This window comes from Amaricoccus sp., from assembly GCF_017993425.1.
In the GTDB taxonomy this organism is placed as follows: domain Bacteria; phylum Pseudomonadota; class Alphaproteobacteria; order Rhodobacterales; family Rhodobacteraceae; genus Amaricoccus.
Genome location: NZ_JAGOMQ010000045.1, coordinates 1 through 16373 on the forward strand (window position 1 = coordinate 1; position 16373 = coordinate 16373).

Consider the following 16373-nt stretch of genomic DNA (forward strand, 5'->3'; position numbering starts at 1 on the left):
GCGTAAAGGGCGTTCACCAGCCCGTCGCCGAAGGCGTAGGCGTAGACGTAGAACGGCGAGTGGATGAAATGCGGGATGTAGGAGCAGAAGGTCTCGTATCCCGGCATGAACTCGAAGGCAGGGCCGAGGCTGTCGCCCTGCACGCTCATCCACAGGGTGCCGATGTCCTCGGGCGTCAGCTCGCCCTGCCGCCGCGCCTCGTGGAGCTTGCACTCGAAATCGTAGAAGGCGATCTGGCGGACCACGGTGTTGATCATGTCCTCGACCTTGCCGGCGAGGAGAATCTTGCGGGCCTCGGGCGTCCCGGCGGCGGCGAGGAGCTTCTGGAAGGTCAGCATCTCGCCGAAGACCGAGGCCGTCTCGGCCAGCGTCAGCGGCGTGTCGGCGAGGAGCTCTCCCTGCTTCGCCGCGAGGCGCTGGTGGACGCCGTGGCCGAGCTCGTGGGCGAGCGTCATCACGTCGCGCTGCTTGCCGAGGTAGTTGAGGAGCAGGAACGGGTGGGCGTCGGTGACGGTGGGATGCGCGAAGGCGCCGGGGGCCTTGCCGGGCTTCACCGCGGCGTCGATCCAGCCGCCGTCGCCGAAGAAGGGCTGGGCCAGCTCGGCCATGCGCGGGTCGAAGTCGCCGTAGGCGGCGAGGACGGTGGCCACCGCCTCGGCCCAGGGGATCTTGCGGTCGTCGTCGCGCGGCAGGGGGGCGTTGCGGTCCCACACCTGGAGCTTGTCGAGGCCGAGCCAGCGCGCCTTCAGCGCGTAGTAGCGGTGCGAGAGCCGCGGATAGGCGGCGACCACGGCGTCGCGCAGGGCCTGCACCACCTCGGGCTCGACGTCGTTGGCCAGGTGGCGCGAGGTCTGCGGGGTGGGCAGCTTGCGCCAGCGGTCCTCGACCTCCTTCTCCTTGGCGAGCGTGTTGGTGATGCGGGCGAAGAGGGCGCGCTTCTCGGCGAAGACGGCGGCCAGCGCCTCGGCGGCGGCCTGGCGCCTGGCGCGGTCGGTGTCGGAGAGGAGGTTGAGGGTGGCCTCGAGGCCGAGGGTCTCGCCCTGAACCTCGAAGATGAGGCCGGCCATGGTCTCGTCGAAGAGCCGGTTCCAGGCGGCGGCGCCGACGACGGACTGGTCGTGCAGGAACTTCTCCAGCTCGTCGGAGAGCTGATAGGGCTTCATGGCGCGAACGCGGTCGAGCACCGGCTTGTAGCGGGCGAGCGCGGCGTCGGCGGCGAGGCGGGCGTCGAGCACCGCGTCGTCGATGCGGTTCAGCTCCAGCGTGAAGAAGACGAGCGGCGTGGTGGCGTCGGTGATCGCGGCCTGCTTGTCGCCGAAGAACTTGGCGCGGGCCGGGTCGAGGGTGTTCTGGTAGTGGCGCAGCCCGGCGAAGCTCATGATCCGGCCGGAGACCTGCTGGATGCGCTCCCAACGGCGGACGGCAGCGAGGAGGCCGGCGGCGTCGAGCCCGGCGAGCTTGCCCTCGTAGTCGCGCGCGAAGGTGGCGCATTCGGCGGCGAGCCAGTCGAGGTCGGCCGCGAGTTCGGGGGCGGCCTCGCCCGTATAGAGCGCGGAGAGGTCCCAGGAGGGCATGGGCCCGAGCTCGTTGTCGCCGGCGGCGGGGTCGCGGGCGTCGCGGGCGCGGAAATCGGTCATGGCGTGCTCCTCGGCGCAGTCGGGGACGGGTCGGGCGCAGAGTTATGCGCTCGGCCGGCCCGTGTCGAGGCGGCCACGAAAACGTGGCGGCCCGGACAGTCCGGGCCGCGAGGCATGTCGGAGGCGGGAAGCGTCAGGCGCGGCCGCGGGCGGCGTCCATGCTCCAGGGGCCCGGGCCGGCGAAGACGAGGTAGAGGAAGACGAAGCAGAAGAGGATCGCCGCGTCGCCGCCGTTCAGCGTCGGGAAGAAGCTCTGCGGCGCGTGGGCCATGAAGTAGGCGGCCGCCATCAGGCCGGAGAGGACGAAGGCGACCGGGCGGGTCATGAAGCCGACGACGAGCGCGGCGCCGCCGAAGAGCTCCAGAACGCCGGCGATCCAGGGCAGCGAGAACATGGCCGGGCTGAAGTCGGAGGCCGGGAAGCCGAGGAGCTTCTGCGTGCCGTGCGCCATGAAGAGCAGCGCCGCCATGATGCGCAGCACGCTCAGCATGCGCGGAGCCCAGGCGTTCAGGGGTTTGGCCATGTTCGGGATCTCGACTTGTTGACAACAGACGTCGGGAATTCGCCCGGCGATCACGCCGCCGTCAACCCCGGGCGGTTAAACTACCCGTGAGGGCAGCGGCTCGCCGCGGAAATGCGCGATGAGGTTCTCGGCGGCGAGCATTCCCATCGCGGTGCGGGTCTCCAGCGTCGCCGAGCCGATATGGGGGAGGAGGGTGACGTTCTCCAGCGCGACGAGCTCGGGGGGCACGTTGGGCTCGTGGGCGAAGACGTCGAGGCCGGCGCCGGCGATGCGGCGCTCCGCGAGGGCCGCGGTCAGCGCCGGCTCGTCGATGACGTCGCCGCGGGCGGTGTTGACGAGGTAGGCGGTCGGCTTCATGCGGGCGATGCGCTCGGCGGAGATCAGGCCGCGGTTGGCGCCGCCGCCGGGGGCGTGGATCGTGACGACGTCGGCCTCCTCCATCACCGCCTCGATCGAGGGGCGCGCCTCGGCGGGGAAGTCCCAGGGGCCGACGGCGGAGCGGTTGAAGTAGATCGCCTTCATGCCGAAGCCGAGCACGGCGCGCCGCGCGGTGGCGGCGCCGATGCGGCCCATGCCGACGACGCCGAGGGTCTTGCCCTGGATCGACATGCCGAGATCGGCGGTCGGGGAGAAGCCGCCCCATTCGCCGCGGCGCAGCGCCAGCTCCATCTCCGAGGCGCGGCGGGTGGCCTGGAGGATCAGCATCATCGCGGTGTCGGCGGTGGCGTCGGTGAGGACGCCGGGGGTGTTGGTGACGATGACGCCGCGCGCCCTCGCCGCGTCCAGGTCGATGTGGTTCACGCCGACGCCGAAGTTGGCGATGATCCGGGCGCGGCGCCTGCCCTCGGCGTCGAGCAGCACGCCGTCGAGGGGGTCGCCGACGGCGAGGAGGATGCCGTCGGCCTCCTGGAGGGCGCGGATGGTGTCGGCGCGGGTGAAGAGGCGGTCGTCCTCGTTGAAGACGACGTCGAGGCCGGAGGCGGCGAGGCGGTCCTCGACGGCTTGGGGCATCTTGCGGGTGACGATGATGCGGGGCGTGGACATGGCGCTAGACCCCTTCGACGATCGCCAGCGTCGATCGGGCCGCCCCGTGCCGGATCGGCTTGACCGCCGCGTAGTCCGGGCTGTCGGCCCAGGTCCGGGCTGCGGCCGCGTCGGGAAAGCGGATGATGACCAGCCGGCTCGGCGACCAGAGATCGGTCTCCAGCACGTCGAGCGCGCCGCCGCGGGCGAGGTACTCGCCGCCATGGGCCTCGACCGTCGGCCGCGCCAACGCCTTGTATCGCTCGTAGGCGTCGGGGTCGGTGATTTCCGTATCGACCACGAGGTACGCCGCCATGCCGTCATCCCCCCTGCCGCGCCTCCGGGGCGCGTTTCCGGCCGGGACGGTATCGCCTGCGTCCCGGGCTGACCAGACCGGAAAACCGCGCGTGCGCCGTCAGTGCAGGCGGGCGCCGGGGGCGACGGGGCGCTCCGGCTGGATGAGGACGACGGCGCCGTTCGCGTCGGCGAGGCCGAGGGTGAGGACCTCGGATCGGAAGGGGCCGATCTGGCGCGGGGGGAAGTTGACGACGGCGAGGACGAGACGGCCGAGCAGGGCCTCGGGGGCGTAGTGCTCGGTTATCTGCGCCGACGATTTGCGCTCGCCGATCTCGGGGCCGAAGTCGATCCAGAGCTTCAAGGCCGGCTTGCGGGCCTCGGGGAAGGGCTCGACGCGGGTGACGCGGCCCACGCGGATGTCGACCTTGAGGAAGTCGTCGAAGGCGATCTCGGGCATGCGGGCCTCGGCGGCGCCATGTAGAGCGGCGGCCCGCATAGAGAAACCGCCTGCCCGGCGAGGGCAAGCGGTTTCGTCGCTCGACAGGTTTGTGCGGCTGGCGCGGGGGTCAGGCCTTGGAGGTCAGCTTGCCGGCCATGTCGCGGAGCTCGGACAGGCTCTCCTGGATGCGGGCGGCGACGATCTCGTAGGCGTCGGTGTTGGCCTTCTGGGCGCTCTCGGCCAGCGCCTGCATGTTGGCGATCGCCTTCTCGAAGGCGGCCTTGGCGAGCTCGCCCTGGGCCTTGGCCTTCTCGGGGTCGAGCTTGGTGGCGTCGAAGGACTTCAGGTGCTTGGCCGCCTCGGCCATCGTCTCCTCGAAGATCGCCATCTGCTTCTTGAACAGGTCCTGGTAGCCGGCGGCGGCGGCCTTGTTGGCCTCGACGAGGGCGTCCATGTTCTTGTTCTGGGCGGCGATGAGCGCCTCGGCGTCGAAGCCGGGCATCTTCAGCGTGGAGAGCTGCTTGGTGAAGTCGTTCTGCTTGAAGAAGTCGGTCAGCTTCTCGACATCGAACGAGAACGTCTTGGGATCGAACATCTGGGGTCTCCTTGGTCTGGGGTCGTTGCTCTTGTCGTCTATATGCTGCACCGCAGCATGGAAATCAAGGGGTCCATGCTGCACTGCAGCATGAGCCTAGCCGGAGAGCGCGCGGCTGCGCTCGGCCGCCGCGGCGACGGCGCGCGAGAGCAGCGCTGGCAGGCCCTCGTGCGGATCCATGAGGACCTCCAGCGCGGCGGCGGTGGTGCCGCCCGGGCTGGTGACGTTGACGCGCAGGCGGGCGGGATCCTCGTCGGCGGACTCCGCCAGCCGGCCGGCGCCGGCGATGGTGGCGCGGGCGAGGCGCAGGGCGAGGTCGCGGTCGAGGCCCTCGGCCTCGCCGGCGGCGGCGAGCGCCTCGATCAGCAGGAAGACATAGGCCGGGCCGGAGCCGGAGACGGCGGTGACCGCGTCCATCTGCGCCTCGGAATCGAGCCGGGCGGTCTCGCCGACCGCGGCCATCAGCGCCTGGGCGGCGTCCATCGCCGCCTCGTCCGCCGCGGCGTTGCCGACCAGCGCGGTGATGCCGCGGCCGATGGCGGCGGGGGTGTTCGGCATGGCGCGCACCACCGGCGTGCCCGGGCCGAGCGCCGCCTCGAAGGCGCGGATCGGGGTGCCGGCGGCGATGGAGAGGAAGAGGGTGCCGCCGCCGCCATAGGCGGCGAGGCGGGGCAGCGCCGCGCCCATGGTCTGCGGCTTGACCGCGACGACGGCGATGGCGGGCGGCGCCGGCGGGAAGTCATTGAGGCGGAGGCCCTCGCGGGCGAGTCCCTCGAGCCGCGGCGAGGGGGTGGGCTCGAGCACCGAGACGGCGGAGGGCGGCAGGCCGCTCGCGAGCCATCCCTCCAGCAGCGCGGAGCCCATCTTGCCGCAGCCGAGCAGGACGAGGCCGCGATCGGAGAGACCAGCGATGTTCATGTGCGCCCCTCCCCGGTCCGCGGCCGGGGAGGGGCCGCGAGGTTCAGGCGCGACCGTAGGCCTCGCCCATGGCGATGCCAAGCGCCTTCTCGGGGGCCTCACCGCCCCAGGCGACGAGCTGGAAGGCCGGATAGAACCGCTCCGACGCCGCCACGGCGGCGCGCACCATGTCCTGGATCTGGCCCGCGCCGGCGGTCGCGCCGCCGACGAGGTTGAGGCTGTAGCGGTAGACCATGAGCTTCTGGTCGGGCCAGAGCACGAAGGCGCCCGACCAGCACTTGTCGTTGGCGAGCGCCATCACCTTGTAGAACGCCGGCAGCTTGCGCGTCGGCGGCGCCATCTCGAAGGCGCAGATCAGCCGCAGCGTCTCCTCGCGCGCGGACCAGGCGAGCGTGACGGAATAGGTGCGCCAGGCGCCCTCGATGGCCATGGCGATCTGGTCGTCGGCGATGCGGTCGAAGTCCCACGACCGCTCCTCGGCGAGCGATTCCACGATGTCGATCGGGTGGAGTTCCTCGGAATTGAAATCACGCTCGACAACAGCCATGCCCGACGCCCTTCCATCTGGACCGCCGCCGGGGCGAACCCCGACCGGGGTGGGAGGTTAACAACAGGTCATAGGCCGGAACCCACGACCTACAAGATATGGTGGGCGACGCCTGAGCCGCTGTAAAGACAAATCTTGTGACAGCGCCGTCACAAATCGACGGGTTGTTAACGCGGCTACTCCTCCGCGGAATCGCCGCCCGCAGCCGCCTTCGGCTTGCGCCGCGCCGCCTCCAGCGCCTCGATCCGGGCCTTGAGCGACTCGTTCTCCTCGCGCGCCTTCTGCGCCATCGCGCGCACCGCGTCGAACTCCTCGCGGGTGACGAGGTTGCGGTCGGCGAGCCAGCGGTCGACGAGGCCCTTGAGCGCGGTCTCGGCCTCGGTGCGCGCGCCTTGCGCCACGCCCATCGCGTTGGTCATCAGCTGCGAGATGTCGTCGAAGATCTTGCCGCGGGTCTGCATGGCCGGTCGCCCTCCTTGCCTCGGCGGAGCATATGGACCCGCGGCGCCCGCTTTCCAACGGGGGCGCCAAACGGATGTGAGGGTCGTCTGCCCGCGCGGTCGCCCCCGCGACGTGCGGCGGCGCCCGCGCCAGTCAGCCTTCGACGTAGACGACCAGGGTCTGCGGCCGGACGCCGTCGTACTTCATCGCGGCCGCGCCCGCCTCGCTCCGCACGAGCTTCTCGAAGGCCGCCATGTCGGCGACCTCCATCGTCAGGGCGACGCGGTTCGCGTCCTGCGGGTGGACGAACGTCGTGATGTTCGTGGCCACGCCCGCGAAGACCTCCTCGCGCTTCGGCGACGCGAGCCAATGGGCGACATCCTCGACCTCATGGGTGATCAGCAGCTTCGGCATGACGCTTTCCCCTCGTCGCTCACTGGCGACGTCCCGACGGTCTCACCGGAGGCGGGGAAACGCAACGCGCGCGATCGGCGCGGGGCCGGCCTCCCGCCGGCTTGACAAGGGGCGGGGCGGCCGTGATGCAGGCGGCGCCCCCCTGCCCCGCACGGACGCCCGATGCTGCTCGCCCTGCCCTTTCCCGACATCGATCCCGTGATCTTCTCGGTCGACGTGCTCGGGCGGGAGCTGGCGCTGCGCTGGTACGCGCTCGCCTATATCGTCGGTCTGGTCCTCGGCTGGCGCTACATCGCCTGGCTCTGCGCGCGGCCGGCGCTCTGGGGCGGGCGGAGCCCGATGGAGCCGGCGCGCGCCGAGGACCTGCTGACCTGGATGGTCGTCGGCGTGATCCTCGGCGGGCGGCTCGGCTTCGTGCTCTTCTACCAGCCGGGATGGTATCTCGCGCATCCGGCCGAGATCCTCGCCGTCTGGAAGGGCGGCATGTCCTTCCACGGCGGCTTCCTCGGGGTGGTGCTGGCGACGATCGGCTTCGCCCGGAAGAACGGCGTCGACACGCTGCGCCTCGGCGACGCGGTCGCCGCCGCCGCGCCGATCGGGCTGTTCTTCGGGCGGCTCGCCAATTTCGTGAACGGCGAGCTGTGGGGGCGGCCGACCGAGGCGCCCTGGGGCGTCATCTTCCCCGGCGCCGACTGCCCGGTGCCCTGGCCGATCGCCTGCGGCCGGCATCCCTCGCAGCTCTACGAGGCGGCGCTCGAGGGCGTGGCGCTCGGGCTCCTGCTGCTCCTCGCCGTCCGGCGCGGGGCGCTGGCGCGGCCGGGGCGGGTGATGGGGCTGTTCCTGCTCGGCTACGGGCTCGCGCGCTGTCTCGTCGAGGGCTTCCGGCAGGCGGACGCGCAGTTCGTGACCGCGGCCAACCCGTTCGGCCACGTGATCGCCTTCGGAACCTGGGGCCTGACGATGGGGCAGATCCTGTCGCTGCCGATGATCGTCGCGGGGATCGTGCTCCTCCTGCGCCCGGGGCCGCCGGCGCCCGCCCCGGCGCGGCGGGCCCGGCGCAGGCGGTGACGCCGCTCGCCGCCTCGCTCGCGGCGCGCATCGCCGCCGGGGGGCCGATCGGGCTCGACGCCTATCTCGCCGAGGCGGGGGCCGCCTACTACGCCGCCCGCGATCCCTTCGGCCCGGGGGGCGATTTCGTCACCGCCCCGGAGGTGAGCCAGATGTTCGGCGAGCTCGTGGGCGCATGGATCGGGCAGGCGTGGCTCGACCAGGGAGCGCCGGGGCGGGTCGTGCTCGCCGAGCTCGGCCCCGGGCGCGGGACGCTGATGGCCGACGCGCTGCGGGCGCTGGCCGCCCTGCCGGGGTTCCTCGCGTCGGCGGAGCTGTGGCTGGTGGAGACGAGCCCGGTGCTGCGCCGGGCGCAGGCGGCGCGGCTCGCCGCGTTCCGGCCGCACTTCGCGGCGCGCCTCTCCGAGCTGCCGGCGGGGCCGCTCTTCCTCGTCGCCAACGAGTTCTTCGACGCGCTGCCGATCCGCCAGCACCGCCGCGCCGATCCCGGCTGGCAGGAGCGGCGGGTCGGGGTGGCGGACGGGCGGCTCGCCTTCGACTGGGGGCCGCTGCACGTCGATCCGGGGCTGGAGGCGCGCTTTCCGCTGACCCCCGACGGGGTGGTGGTGGAGACCTGCCCCGCCGGCGAGGCCGTGGCCGCGGAGGTCGGGGCGCGGATCGCGGCGGCGGGGGGCGCGGCGCTGGTCGTCGACTACGGCGAATGGGACGGGACGGGCGACACCTTGCAGGCGGTCTCGCGCCATGCGCCGGCGGATCCGCTGGCCGCGCCGGGGGAGGCCGACCTGACGGCGCATGTCCGCTTCCGGGCGCTCGCCGAGGCGGCGCGGCCGGCGCGCAGCCTCGGACCGGCGGCGCAGGGCGAGCTCCTGGCGCGGCTCGGGATCGCGGCGCGGGCCGAGCGGCTGGCGCGCGGCCGGGGCGCGGAGGTCGCGGCCCGGCTCGCAGGGGACGTTCGGCGCTTGACCGACCCCACCGAAATGGGAACGCTGTTCAAGGCGCTGGCCATCGTCCCGTCCGGGGCGGGTCTGCCGCCCGGATTCGCCGATGCCCCAGAACGCCCTTGAGATCCTGACCTCGGACCTTCTCGCCGGGACGCGCCACGGCTTCTTCACCCGCCGGGGGGGCGCCTCGTCGGGCGTCTATCGCGGCCTGAACTGCGGGCCCGGCTCGCGCGACCAGGCCGAGGCGGTGCGGCTGAACCGCGCCCGGGCGGCGGCGGCGCTCGGGGTGGCGCCGGAGCGGCTGCTGTCGCTGCACCAGATCCACTCGGCCGAGGCGGTGGTCGCCGGGCCCGAGGGGTGGAGCGAGCGGCCGCGCGCCGACGCGGCGGTGACCGACCGGCCGGGGGTGGCGCTCGGGATCCTGACGGCCGACTGCGCGCCGGTGCTGTTCCACGACCCGGAGGCCGGCGTTATCGGCGCCGCCCATGCCGGCTGGCGCGGGGCGCTCGACGGGGTGCTCGAGGCGACGCTCGAGGCGATGGAAGGGCTCGGGGCCGAGGCCGGCCGGGTGCGCGCCTGCGTCGGCCCGACGATCAGCCAGCGCGCCTACGAGGTGGGGCCGGAGTTCTACTACCGCTTCGCCGACGAGGATCCGGCCTTTGCCCGGCACTTCGCGCAAGGCGAGGGCGACCGGATGCGCTTCGACCTGCCGGGCTTCGTGCTCGCCCGCCTGCGGGCGGCGGGCGTCGCCGAGGCGGAGTGGCTCGGGCGCTGCACCTTCTCCGACCCGGAGCGGTTCTTCTCCTACCGCCGCACCACCCACGCCGGCGAGACGGACTACGGCCGCCTGCTCTCGGCGATTGCGCTGGGTTAGCGCCGCTCGGCGAAGAACGCTCGCAGCAGCGCCGCGGACTCGGCCTCGCGCACGCCGGCGACGATCTCGGGGCGCCAGTGGGTCTGGGGGTGGTCGAAGACGCGGGCGCCGTGCTCGACGCCGCCGGATTTCGGGTCGGGGGCGCCGTAGACGAGGCGGGCGATGCGGGCGGCGGCGATGGCGGCGGCGCACATCGCGCAGGGCTCCAGCGTCACGTAGAGGACGGCGCCCGGCAGCCGCTCGGAGCCGACGGCGGCGCAGGCGGCGCGGATGGCGAGGATCTCGGCGTGGGCGGTCGGGTCGGCGCGCTCGCGGGTGCGGTTGCCGTCGCGGGCGAGGAGGTCGCCGGAGGGGCCGGCGATGGCGGCCCCGACCGGCGTCTCGGCCCGGGCGGCCGCGGCGCGGGCCTCGGCGAGGGCGATCTCCATGAACGGCGCGAAGCGGGTCATGGAGCCATCTGCCGCGCCCGCGCGGGGCGCGGCAAGGGGCCGCCGTCCCGCCGCGCCGGACGCGCGGCAGGGCGGCGGCCGGGAGGGATCAGTCGTCCTTCCACTTCTTCTGGGCGATCTCGCTGATCGTCATGCTCTGGGCCTCGTTGTAGGTGAGGCCCGAGCCGGCCAGCAGCTGCTGCACCGCCGCCTGGTCGTAGCGGCCGGAGCTCACCGCCTGCGAGAGCGTCTCGGCCGAGGCGGCGCCGCCAAAGGCGAGTAGCGCGGCGCCGAGGATCAGGGACGAACGGATCATTGCGAATGTCCTTCTTATCAAGAAACGAAACTGTTTCGTTTCGAGTCGTAATCTGGCGCCGCGGATCCCATATGTCAACCGAAACTGAACCGTTTGGTTCACCAAATTGCGAGCGTGGACGGACGCGGGCGCGGCTGGTAGCGTGGGCGGAGAACGGGAGGATGCCGGTGGAGAACGCCAGGGAGCGGAGCGAGGCGGAGGCGACCGCGCCGGAGCGGGGCGAGGAGCCGGCGCGGGAGCGGGCGTCGGAGCGCAAGCTCGCGCAGGTGCTGGCGGGGGCGCGGGAGGTGATCCTCGCGCACGGGTTCCAGGCGGCGAGCGTCGACGACATCGCCCGCGCGGCGGGGGTGTCGAAGGCGACGCTCTACCGGTATTTCCCGGACAAGGCGGCGCTCTTCGCCGCAGTGATGTCCGGGGACTGCGCCTGGCGCCGCGAGATCCCGGTCGAGACGGAGGAGCGGGCGCTGACGGCGATCCTTGCGGACTTCGCGCGGTGGACCACGGAGCAGGCGTTCTCGGCCGAGGGGCAGAACGCCTTTCGGGCGGCGCTGGCGGAATCGGAGCGGTTTCCGGCCTTGGGCGAGGAGTTCTACCGCAAGGTCGACGGGGCGCGGCGGTGGCTGGCGCCGGTGATCGAGGCGGCGGCGGCGCGGGGGGAGATCGAGGTGGACGACCCGGACCTGGCGGCGCGGCGGTTCCTGTCGCTGTGCCGGGGCGATCTGTTCCTGCGTCGGCTGTTCTGCGGGGCGGGGGCGGCCTGCGAGGCGCGGATCGAGCAGCATGTCGCCGAGGCGGTCGAGGGCTTCCTGCGCATCTACCGGCCGGCGGCGTGAGCGAGGCGCCGGAGCGCATCGCCAAGCGGCTCGCCCGGGCCGGGGTCGCCTCGCGGCGGCAGGCGGAGGCGATGATCGCCGAGGGCCGGGTCGCGGTGAACGGCAAGCGGATCGACACGCCGGCGCTGACGGTCACGGCGGCGGACCGGATCGCGGTCGACGGCAGGCCGGTCGCCGAGCCGGAGCCGGCGCGGCTGTGGCGCTACCACAAGCCGGCGGGGCTGGTGACCACCGCCTCGGACGAGAAGGGGCGCGACACCGTCTTCGCCAACCTGCCGGCGGACATGCCGCGGGTGGTGAGCGTCGGGCGGCTCGACCTCGCCTCGGAGGGCCTGCTGCTGCTGACCAACGACGGCGGCCTGAAGCGGCGGCTGGAGCTGCCCTCGACCGGCTGGCTGCGGCGCTACCGGGTGCGCGCCCGCGGCGTGCCGGACGAGGCGGCGCTGGAGCCGCTGCGCCGGGGGCTGACGCTCGACGGCGAGCGCTTCGCCCCGATGACTATCGAGGTCGACCGCCAGCAGGGCGCCAACGCCTGGCTGACCGTGGGCCTGCGCGAGGGGCGCAACCGCGAGGTGCGCCGGGCGCTCGCCGCGGCGGGGCTGTCGGTGAACCGGCTGATCCGCATCTCCTACGGCCCCTTCCAGCTCGGCGAGCTGCCGCCCGGCGCCGTCGAAGAGGTGAAGCCCAAGGTCCTGCGGGACCAGCTCGGCTCCGGCGACGGCCGGAAGGAGAAGGCCCCGGGAAGGCGTACCACAGTGGGACGCAAGTCAAGTCATTGATTTTAAGCAGAAATATAAAGCAAGCCATAATGTTGCCACACTGCACGACAGTGGAGAGGAAACCCGTCCGAAGGTAGGTCGCGACGGTGAAGCCAGACGGATTTGACCCGTGGCAAATCCGTCCGCGCTCGCCCCTGCGGGGGGCGAGCGCGATTCCGCGCTCGCCGGGGCGCTCACGGACGGATGGCGTGCGACGGGGAAATCTGCGCCCCTCCCGGCTTCCGCGCCAACGCGCTCCAGCCGCCGGCGCGGCGAAAGCAATGCTTTCGCTTGTCGCGCTGGGGCTTCGCGGGCAAGCCCGCTTCGGTCGATCCGCGCGGCCGGCATGGGGCGGCGACGAGTCCGTGTCCTGCAGTGTGTAATGTTACGTGGCCGCCGCCGGCTGGGCGGCGCGGGCGGAATGGACGTGGGCTCGTCGACGATCGGCTCGCATGGCCAAGGGCTGCCGCCATGACCGGGCCATGGCGGCAGATCGTCAAGGGTCCGCTGGATCCGGAAACCGTCGGACCGGCTTCACCGCGGCGAGGCGGGTGGGCCGGTTTGTCACGGCGCGGACTTCAGACCTTGAGCGCGCCGGCGCTCTTGCGGCCGTCGCGGCCGTCGATGAGCTCGTATTCGATCGGCTGGTTGTCCTTCAGCGATTGCAGGCCGGCGGCCTGGACCGCCGTTATATGCACGAATATGTCCTTACCGCCGTCCGAGGGCTGGATGAATCCGTAGCCCTTCTCGGTGTTGAACCACTTGACGGTGCCTTTTGCCATTCGAGACAGCCCTTAGTCCCTTGGCGCCGGCGGAGCGCCGGCCCCCCCTGTGCCCCTCCCGAGGACCGCGCGACCCGCAGAGCACGGGCCGCCGGCCAACGAAAATTGGCCCAACTTTCTACCGCGAATCGTGCCGCAAAAAAAGCGCCTTGTCTTTGCGCCGGCCCTGCGGAACTGGTAACGCACAGGTATGCCGCCTATGTAGACAGCGGCAGTCTGTCGCAGGCAGTCTGCCGCGGGCAGACAAAGTCGGTCGCAGGGAACACATGTCGTCGAGCATGCAGCTTCTCGCCTATGTCGTCCTGGCCGCGATCGTGCTCGCGGCGGGGTTCTGGGCGCTCGGGCCGGTCTGATGGCGGCGCAACGCTATGGCGGCCGGCATTCGCCGGCGGGCGCGCGTCCCGGGGCCGCGCCGCAGCCCGCGCCGTTCCGCGGCCGCCAGGCCGCGCGGGTGTCGATCCGCGCCCGGCTGATGTTCCTGCTGCCGCTGCCGCTGCTCTTCGCCGGGCTCGGCGCGATCCGCCGCGGCGCGGCCGGGGAGATGCTGGCCGAGATCGGCGGCTTCGCCGGGCTGATGCTGTCGGCCTGGCTCCTCAACGAGGGGCTGCGCGCCGAGGCGGCCTTCGAGGCGCGCAAGGTGGCGAAGCCCCCTGCCCTGCCCCGCAAGCTCGTCGCCGCGGCGCTGACCGGCGCCTCGGTCTTCGCCGTCGGCTTCGCGAGCCTCGGGCAGGGCGTGCTCGGCGCGGCGGCCTTTGGCGTCGTGGCGGGGCTGGCGCAGCTCGCCGCCTTCGGGCTCGACCCGATGCGGGCGAAGGGGATCGAGGGCGCGGACGCCTTCGCCACCGAGCGGGTGGCCCGCGCCATCGACGCCGCCGAGGCGCTGGTGCGCGAGACGGTGGCGGCGGCGGCGCGGCTCGGCGACCGCCGGCTGGAGGGACGGATCGACCGCATCTGCGACCAGGCGCGCGACGTCTTCCGGGTGATCGAGAACGATCCCCGCGACCTCGGCCGCGCCCGGGTGTTCCTCAACGTCTACCTGCGCGGCCTGCGCGACGCGACGGTGAAGCTCGCCGACCTCGTCGGCCGCGGCGGCGACGCCGAGGCGCAGGCGCGCTACGAGGCGCTGCTCGGCGATCTCGAGGCGAGCTTCGCCGCCCAGCGGACGCATCTGCTCGAGGACAACCGCAGCGACCTCGACGTCGAGATCGAGGTGCTGCGCGACAGACTGCAACAAGACGGGCTCGTCGCCCGCTGATCCGACAGGAGGCCATCCCCATGTCCGACGACGTTCGCGCCAAGGCGCAGGCGACCCTGACCGAGGTGCAGGCGGTGACGGCCGCGCTCCTGCCCGAGCCGAAGGGCGAGGTGGCTCCCGTCGAGGCCGCCCGTCCGGAGGTCAAGGCCGAGATCGAGCGGCGCAAGGCGGAGATCGACCTCGGCAACACCCAGTCGATCATCCGCTTCGGCAGCGCGGCGCAGGAGGAGCTTCAGGCGATCAGCCAGGACATGCTGGCCGGCGTGCGCAACAAGGACATCGGCCCGGCGGGCGATTCGCTGCGCGAGATCGTCACCTCGATCCGCGGCTTCTCGGTCGACGAGCTCGACCCCAACCGCAAGCGCAGCCTTTGGGAGCGGCTGACCGGCTCGGCGCAGCCGGTGGCGGAGTTCATGGCGCGCTACGAGGAGGTGCAGGGGCAGATCGACCGGATCACCGGCGACCTGCTGCGCCACGAGCATACGCTCCTCAAGGACGTGAAGTCGCTCGACCTGCTCTACGAGAAGACGCTCGGCTTCTACGACGAGCTCGCCCTCTACATCGCCGCCGGCGAGGCGAAGCTCGCCGATCTCGACGCGACGGACATCCCGGCCAAGGAGGCCGCGGTGCAGGCCGCGCCGGAGGACCAGGGCGTGATGGCCGCGCAGGAGCTGCGCGACCTGCGCTCGGCCCGCGACGACCTGGAGCGGCGGGTGCATGACCTGAAGCTGACGCGGCAGGTGACGATGCAGTCGCTGCCCTCGATCCGGCTGGTGCAGGAGAACGACAAGAGCCTCGTCACCAAGATCAACTCGACCCTTGTCAACACCGTGCCCCTGTGGGAGACGCAGCTCGCCCAGGCGGTCACCATTCATCGCTCGCGCGACGCGGCGAAGGTGGTGCGCGAGGCGAACGACCTCACAAACGAGCTGTTGACGAAGAACGCCGAGAACCTGCGGCAGGCGAACAAGGAGATCCGGACCGAGATGGAGCGGGGCGTCTTCGACATCGAGGCGATCGAGAAGGCGAACGCCGACCTGATCGGCACGATCCAGGAGAGCCTCGAGATCGCGGACCAGGGCAAGGCGCGGCGCGCCGCCGCCGAGGAGAGCCTGCAGAAGATGGAGCTCGAGCTGAAGGCGGCGCTGGCCGCCGCCTCGGCGCGGGCGACGGGCCTCGGCGCGCAGATGGGCGGCAGCGTGGCGGGCTGAAGGGAGACGGCGTGACGGGCGGGGCTGGCGGAGATCGTGGCGGCGCGGCGCGGCTGGCGTGGCGGCTCGGCGCGGCCGCGGCGCTCCTGCTGCTCGCCGCCTGCGCCCGCGACCCGGCGGCCGCCCCGCCCTCCGTCGCCGAACCGCCGACGATCGGCCCGCCCCGGGCGCGCGTCGCGGCCGAGGCCGCCGCGCCGTCGGACGAGCTGACGGCGTTCTACGCCGGCGTGCAGGGCGACCTGACCGCCAGCGGCCGGATGCGGCTCGACACCTCGCCCACGGACGCGCCGTTCACCGTCGACGACCTCGTGCGCAACTTCGAGCGGATCGCGCTGCGCGACGAGTACGTCGACGTCGGCGGCCGCTTCGTGCGGCGCGAGTCGCCGGCGCTGCTCAGGCGCTGGGAGCGGCCGGTGCGCGTGGGCGTGGTGATCGGCCCGTCGGTTCCGCCGGCCGACGCCGCGCGCGACAAGGCCGACATCGCCGCGTTCACCGCGCGGCTCGCCCGGCTGACCGGGCTCGACATGCGCATGGGCACGGGCGCGGAGGTGAACTTCCTCGTCATGGTGCTGTCGAGCGCCGAGCAGGCGGTGGCGGCGGACGCTACCGCCGCGGCGTTCCCGGGCTTCCAGCCGGCGGTGCTGGGGGCGCTCGCCTCGACGCCGATCGACACGTTCTGCACCGCCTACGCCTTCGCCGAGCCGACGGCGCCCTCGACCTATGCGGCGGTGATGGTGCTGATCCGCGCCGAGCATCCGGCGCTGACGCGGCTCTCCTGCGTGAACGAGGAGATGGCGCAGGCGATGGGGCTGCCGAACGACAGCCCCGACGCGCGGCCGTCGCTGTTCAACGACAGCCTGGAGTTCGCCTTCCTGACCGAGCACGACGAGATCCTGCTGCGGATGCTCTACGACCCGCGCCTGCATCCGGGCATGACCGCCGCCGAGGTGCGCCCGCTGCTGCCGGCGATCGCCCGGGACGCGATGGCCGCGCAGGCGGCGGCGGCCACGACGATGGCGGGGGTGATGTGAGTTCTTGACAATGATTGGCAATCCTTGCCATCATTCGATAGG

At 72.6% G+C, this 16373-nt stretch carries 20 protein-coding genes and 1 pseudogene; 8 read left to right on the forward strand and 13 right to left on the reverse strand.

The features are described from left to right. The 10 genes from KBB57_RS16920 to KBB57_RS16965 all read right to left on the reverse strand — a co-directional run. On the reverse strand, window positions 1-1574 hold a 1574-nt coding region (locus KBB57_RS16920; protein WP_290752771.1), incomplete at its 3' end, for a M3 family oligoendopeptidase. 196 nt (window positions 1575-1770) lie between these two features. After that, complete coding sequence (locus KBB57_RS16925; RefSeq protein WP_290752688.1) at window positions 1771-2160, reverse strand: DoxX family protein; 390 nt, start codon at window positions 2158-2160, stop codon at window positions 1771-1773. A gap of 75 nt (window positions 2161-2235) precedes the next feature. Beyond that, window positions 2236-3204 (reverse strand): D-glycerate dehydrogenase, encoded by a 969-nt coding sequence (locus tag KBB57_RS16930; protein ID WP_290752691.1) that lies wholly within the window; start codon window positions 3202-3204, stop codon window positions 2236-2238. A gap of 4 nt (window positions 3205-3208) precedes the next feature. Continuing rightward, window positions 3209-3499 (reverse strand): DUF1330 domain-containing protein, encoded by a 291-nt coding sequence (locus KBB57_RS16935; protein ID WP_290752694.1) that lies wholly within the window; start codon window positions 3497-3499, stop codon window positions 3209-3211. A gap of 99 nt (window positions 3500-3598) precedes the next feature. Next, window positions 3599-3937 (reverse strand): tRNA-binding protein, encoded by a 339-nt coding sequence (locus tag KBB57_RS16940; protein ID WP_290752696.1) that lies wholly within the window; start codon window positions 3935-3937, stop codon window positions 3599-3601. Window positions 3938-4046: 109 nt separating this feature from the next. Continuing rightward, on the reverse strand, window positions 4047-4514 hold the full coding sequence (locus KBB57_RS16945; RefSeq protein ID WP_290752699.1) for a phasin family protein: 468 nt from the start codon (window positions 4512-4514) through the stop codon (window positions 4047-4049). Window positions 4515-4610: 96 nt separating this feature from the next. Next, a complete protein-coding gene (gene proC, locus KBB57_RS16950) occupies window positions 4611-5432 on the reverse strand; it encodes a pyrroline-5-carboxylate reductase (RefSeq protein WP_290752702.1) in 822 nt (273 codons plus the stop codon). 43 nt (window positions 5433-5475) lie between these two features. Continuing rightward, window positions 5476-5979, reverse strand: a complete 504-nt coding sequence (locus KBB57_RS16955; RefSeq protein ID WP_290752705.1) for a YbjN domain-containing protein — start codon at window positions 5977-5979, stop codon at window positions 5476-5478. Window positions 5980-6155: 176 nt separating this feature from the next. After that, window positions 6156-6440 carry an accessory factor UbiK family protein gene (locus tag KBB57_RS16960; protein WP_290752709.1) on the reverse strand — a complete coding sequence of 95 codons (285 nt, stop codon included), beginning with the start codon at window positions 6438-6440 and terminating at the stop codon, window positions 6156-6158. 133 nt (window positions 6441-6573) lie between these two features. Continuing rightward, the gene (locus tag KBB57_RS16965; protein WP_290752712.1) at window positions 6574-6834 is read right to left on the reverse strand and encodes a hypothetical protein; all 261 of its coding nucleotides are present in this window, start codon (window positions 6832-6834) and stop codon (window positions 6574-6576) included. Between the two features lie 162 nt (window positions 6835-6996). Between KBB57_RS16965 and lgt the strand changes: the two genes are divergently transcribed. The 3 genes from lgt to pgeF are packed head-to-tail and all read left to right on the forward strand — an operon-like array spanning window position 6997 to window position 9717. Beyond that, complete coding sequence (lgt, locus tag KBB57_RS16970; protein WP_290752715.1) at window positions 6997-7902, forward strand: prolipoprotein diacylglyceryl transferase; 906 nt, start codon at window positions 6997-6999, stop codon at window positions 7900-7902. After that, the gene (locus KBB57_RS16975) at window positions 7899-8966 is read left to right on the forward strand and encodes an SAM-dependent methyltransferase (protein ID WP_290752717.1); all 1068 of its coding nucleotides are present in this window, start codon (window positions 7899-7901) and stop codon (window positions 8964-8966) included. Before lgt ends, KBB57_RS16975 begins: the two co-directional genes overlap by 4 nt. Next, window positions 8947-9717 (forward strand): peptidoglycan editing factor PgeF, encoded by a 771-nt coding sequence (gene pgeF / locus KBB57_RS16980; protein WP_290752720.1) that lies wholly within the window; start codon window positions 8947-8949, stop codon window positions 9715-9717. Before KBB57_RS16975 ends, pgeF begins: the two co-directional genes overlap by 20 nt. On the opposite strand, the gene KBB57_RS16985 is transcribed toward pgeF, so the two are convergent. Beyond that, window positions 9714-10166, reverse strand: a complete 453-nt coding sequence (locus tag KBB57_RS16985) for a nucleoside deaminase (protein ID WP_290752722.1) — start codon at window positions 10164-10166, stop codon at window positions 9714-9716. The genes pgeF and KBB57_RS16985 overlap by 4 nt on opposite strands. 88 nt (window positions 10167-10254) lie before the next feature. Further along, window positions 10255-10461 (reverse strand): hypothetical protein, encoded by a 207-nt coding sequence (locus KBB57_RS16990; RefSeq protein WP_290752724.1) that lies wholly within the window; start codon window positions 10459-10461, stop codon window positions 10255-10257. Window positions 10462-10622: 161 nt separating this feature from the next. On the opposite strand from KBB57_RS16990, the gene KBB57_RS16995 reads away from it, so the two are divergent. Continuing rightward, window positions 10623-11294: a TetR/AcrR family transcriptional regulator gene (locus KBB57_RS16995; RefSeq protein ID WP_290752727.1), complete on the forward strand. Its 672-nt coding sequence runs from the start codon at window positions 10623-10625 to the stop codon at window positions 11292-11294. Further along, window positions 11291-12004 (forward strand): annotated as a pseudogene (locus KBB57_RS17000) (pseudouridine synthase); the annotation flags it as partial. The gene KBB57_RS16995 and the pseudogene KBB57_RS17000, both read left to right, overlap by 4 nt. Window positions 12005-12630: 626 nt before the next feature. Here the strand turns inward: KBB57_RS17000 and KBB57_RS17005 are convergent. Continuing rightward, entirely contained in the window at window positions 12631-12834 is a 204-nt protein-coding gene (locus tag KBB57_RS17005; RefSeq protein ID WP_290752733.1) for a cold-shock protein, read from the reverse strand. A gap of 352 nt (window positions 12835-13186) precedes the next feature. Here KBB57_RS17005 and KBB57_RS17010 point away from each other — a divergent pair, with 352 nt between their 5' ends. Genes KBB57_RS17010 through KBB57_RS17020 form a run of 3 tightly spaced genes read left to right on the forward strand, consistent with a single transcriptional unit; the run spans window position 13187 to window position 16331 of the window. Beyond that, window positions 13187-14089: a 5-bromo-4-chloroindolyl phosphate hydrolysis family protein gene (locus KBB57_RS17010; RefSeq protein WP_290752735.1), complete on the forward strand. Its 903-nt coding sequence runs from the start codon at window positions 13187-13189 to the stop codon at window positions 14087-14089. A 20-nt stretch (window positions 14090-14109) separates the two neighbouring features. Continuing rightward, window positions 14110-15300: a toxic anion resistance protein gene (locus KBB57_RS17015; protein ID WP_290752738.1), complete on the forward strand. Its 1191-nt coding sequence runs from the start codon at window positions 14110-14112 to the stop codon at window positions 15298-15300. 11 nt (window positions 15301-15311) lie between these two features. Further along, window positions 15312-16331: a DUF2927 domain-containing protein gene (locus KBB57_RS17020; RefSeq protein ID WP_290752741.1), complete on the forward strand. Its 1020-nt coding sequence runs from the start codon at window positions 15312-15314 to the stop codon at window positions 16329-16331. Window positions 16332-16373 lie beyond the last annotated feature (42 nt).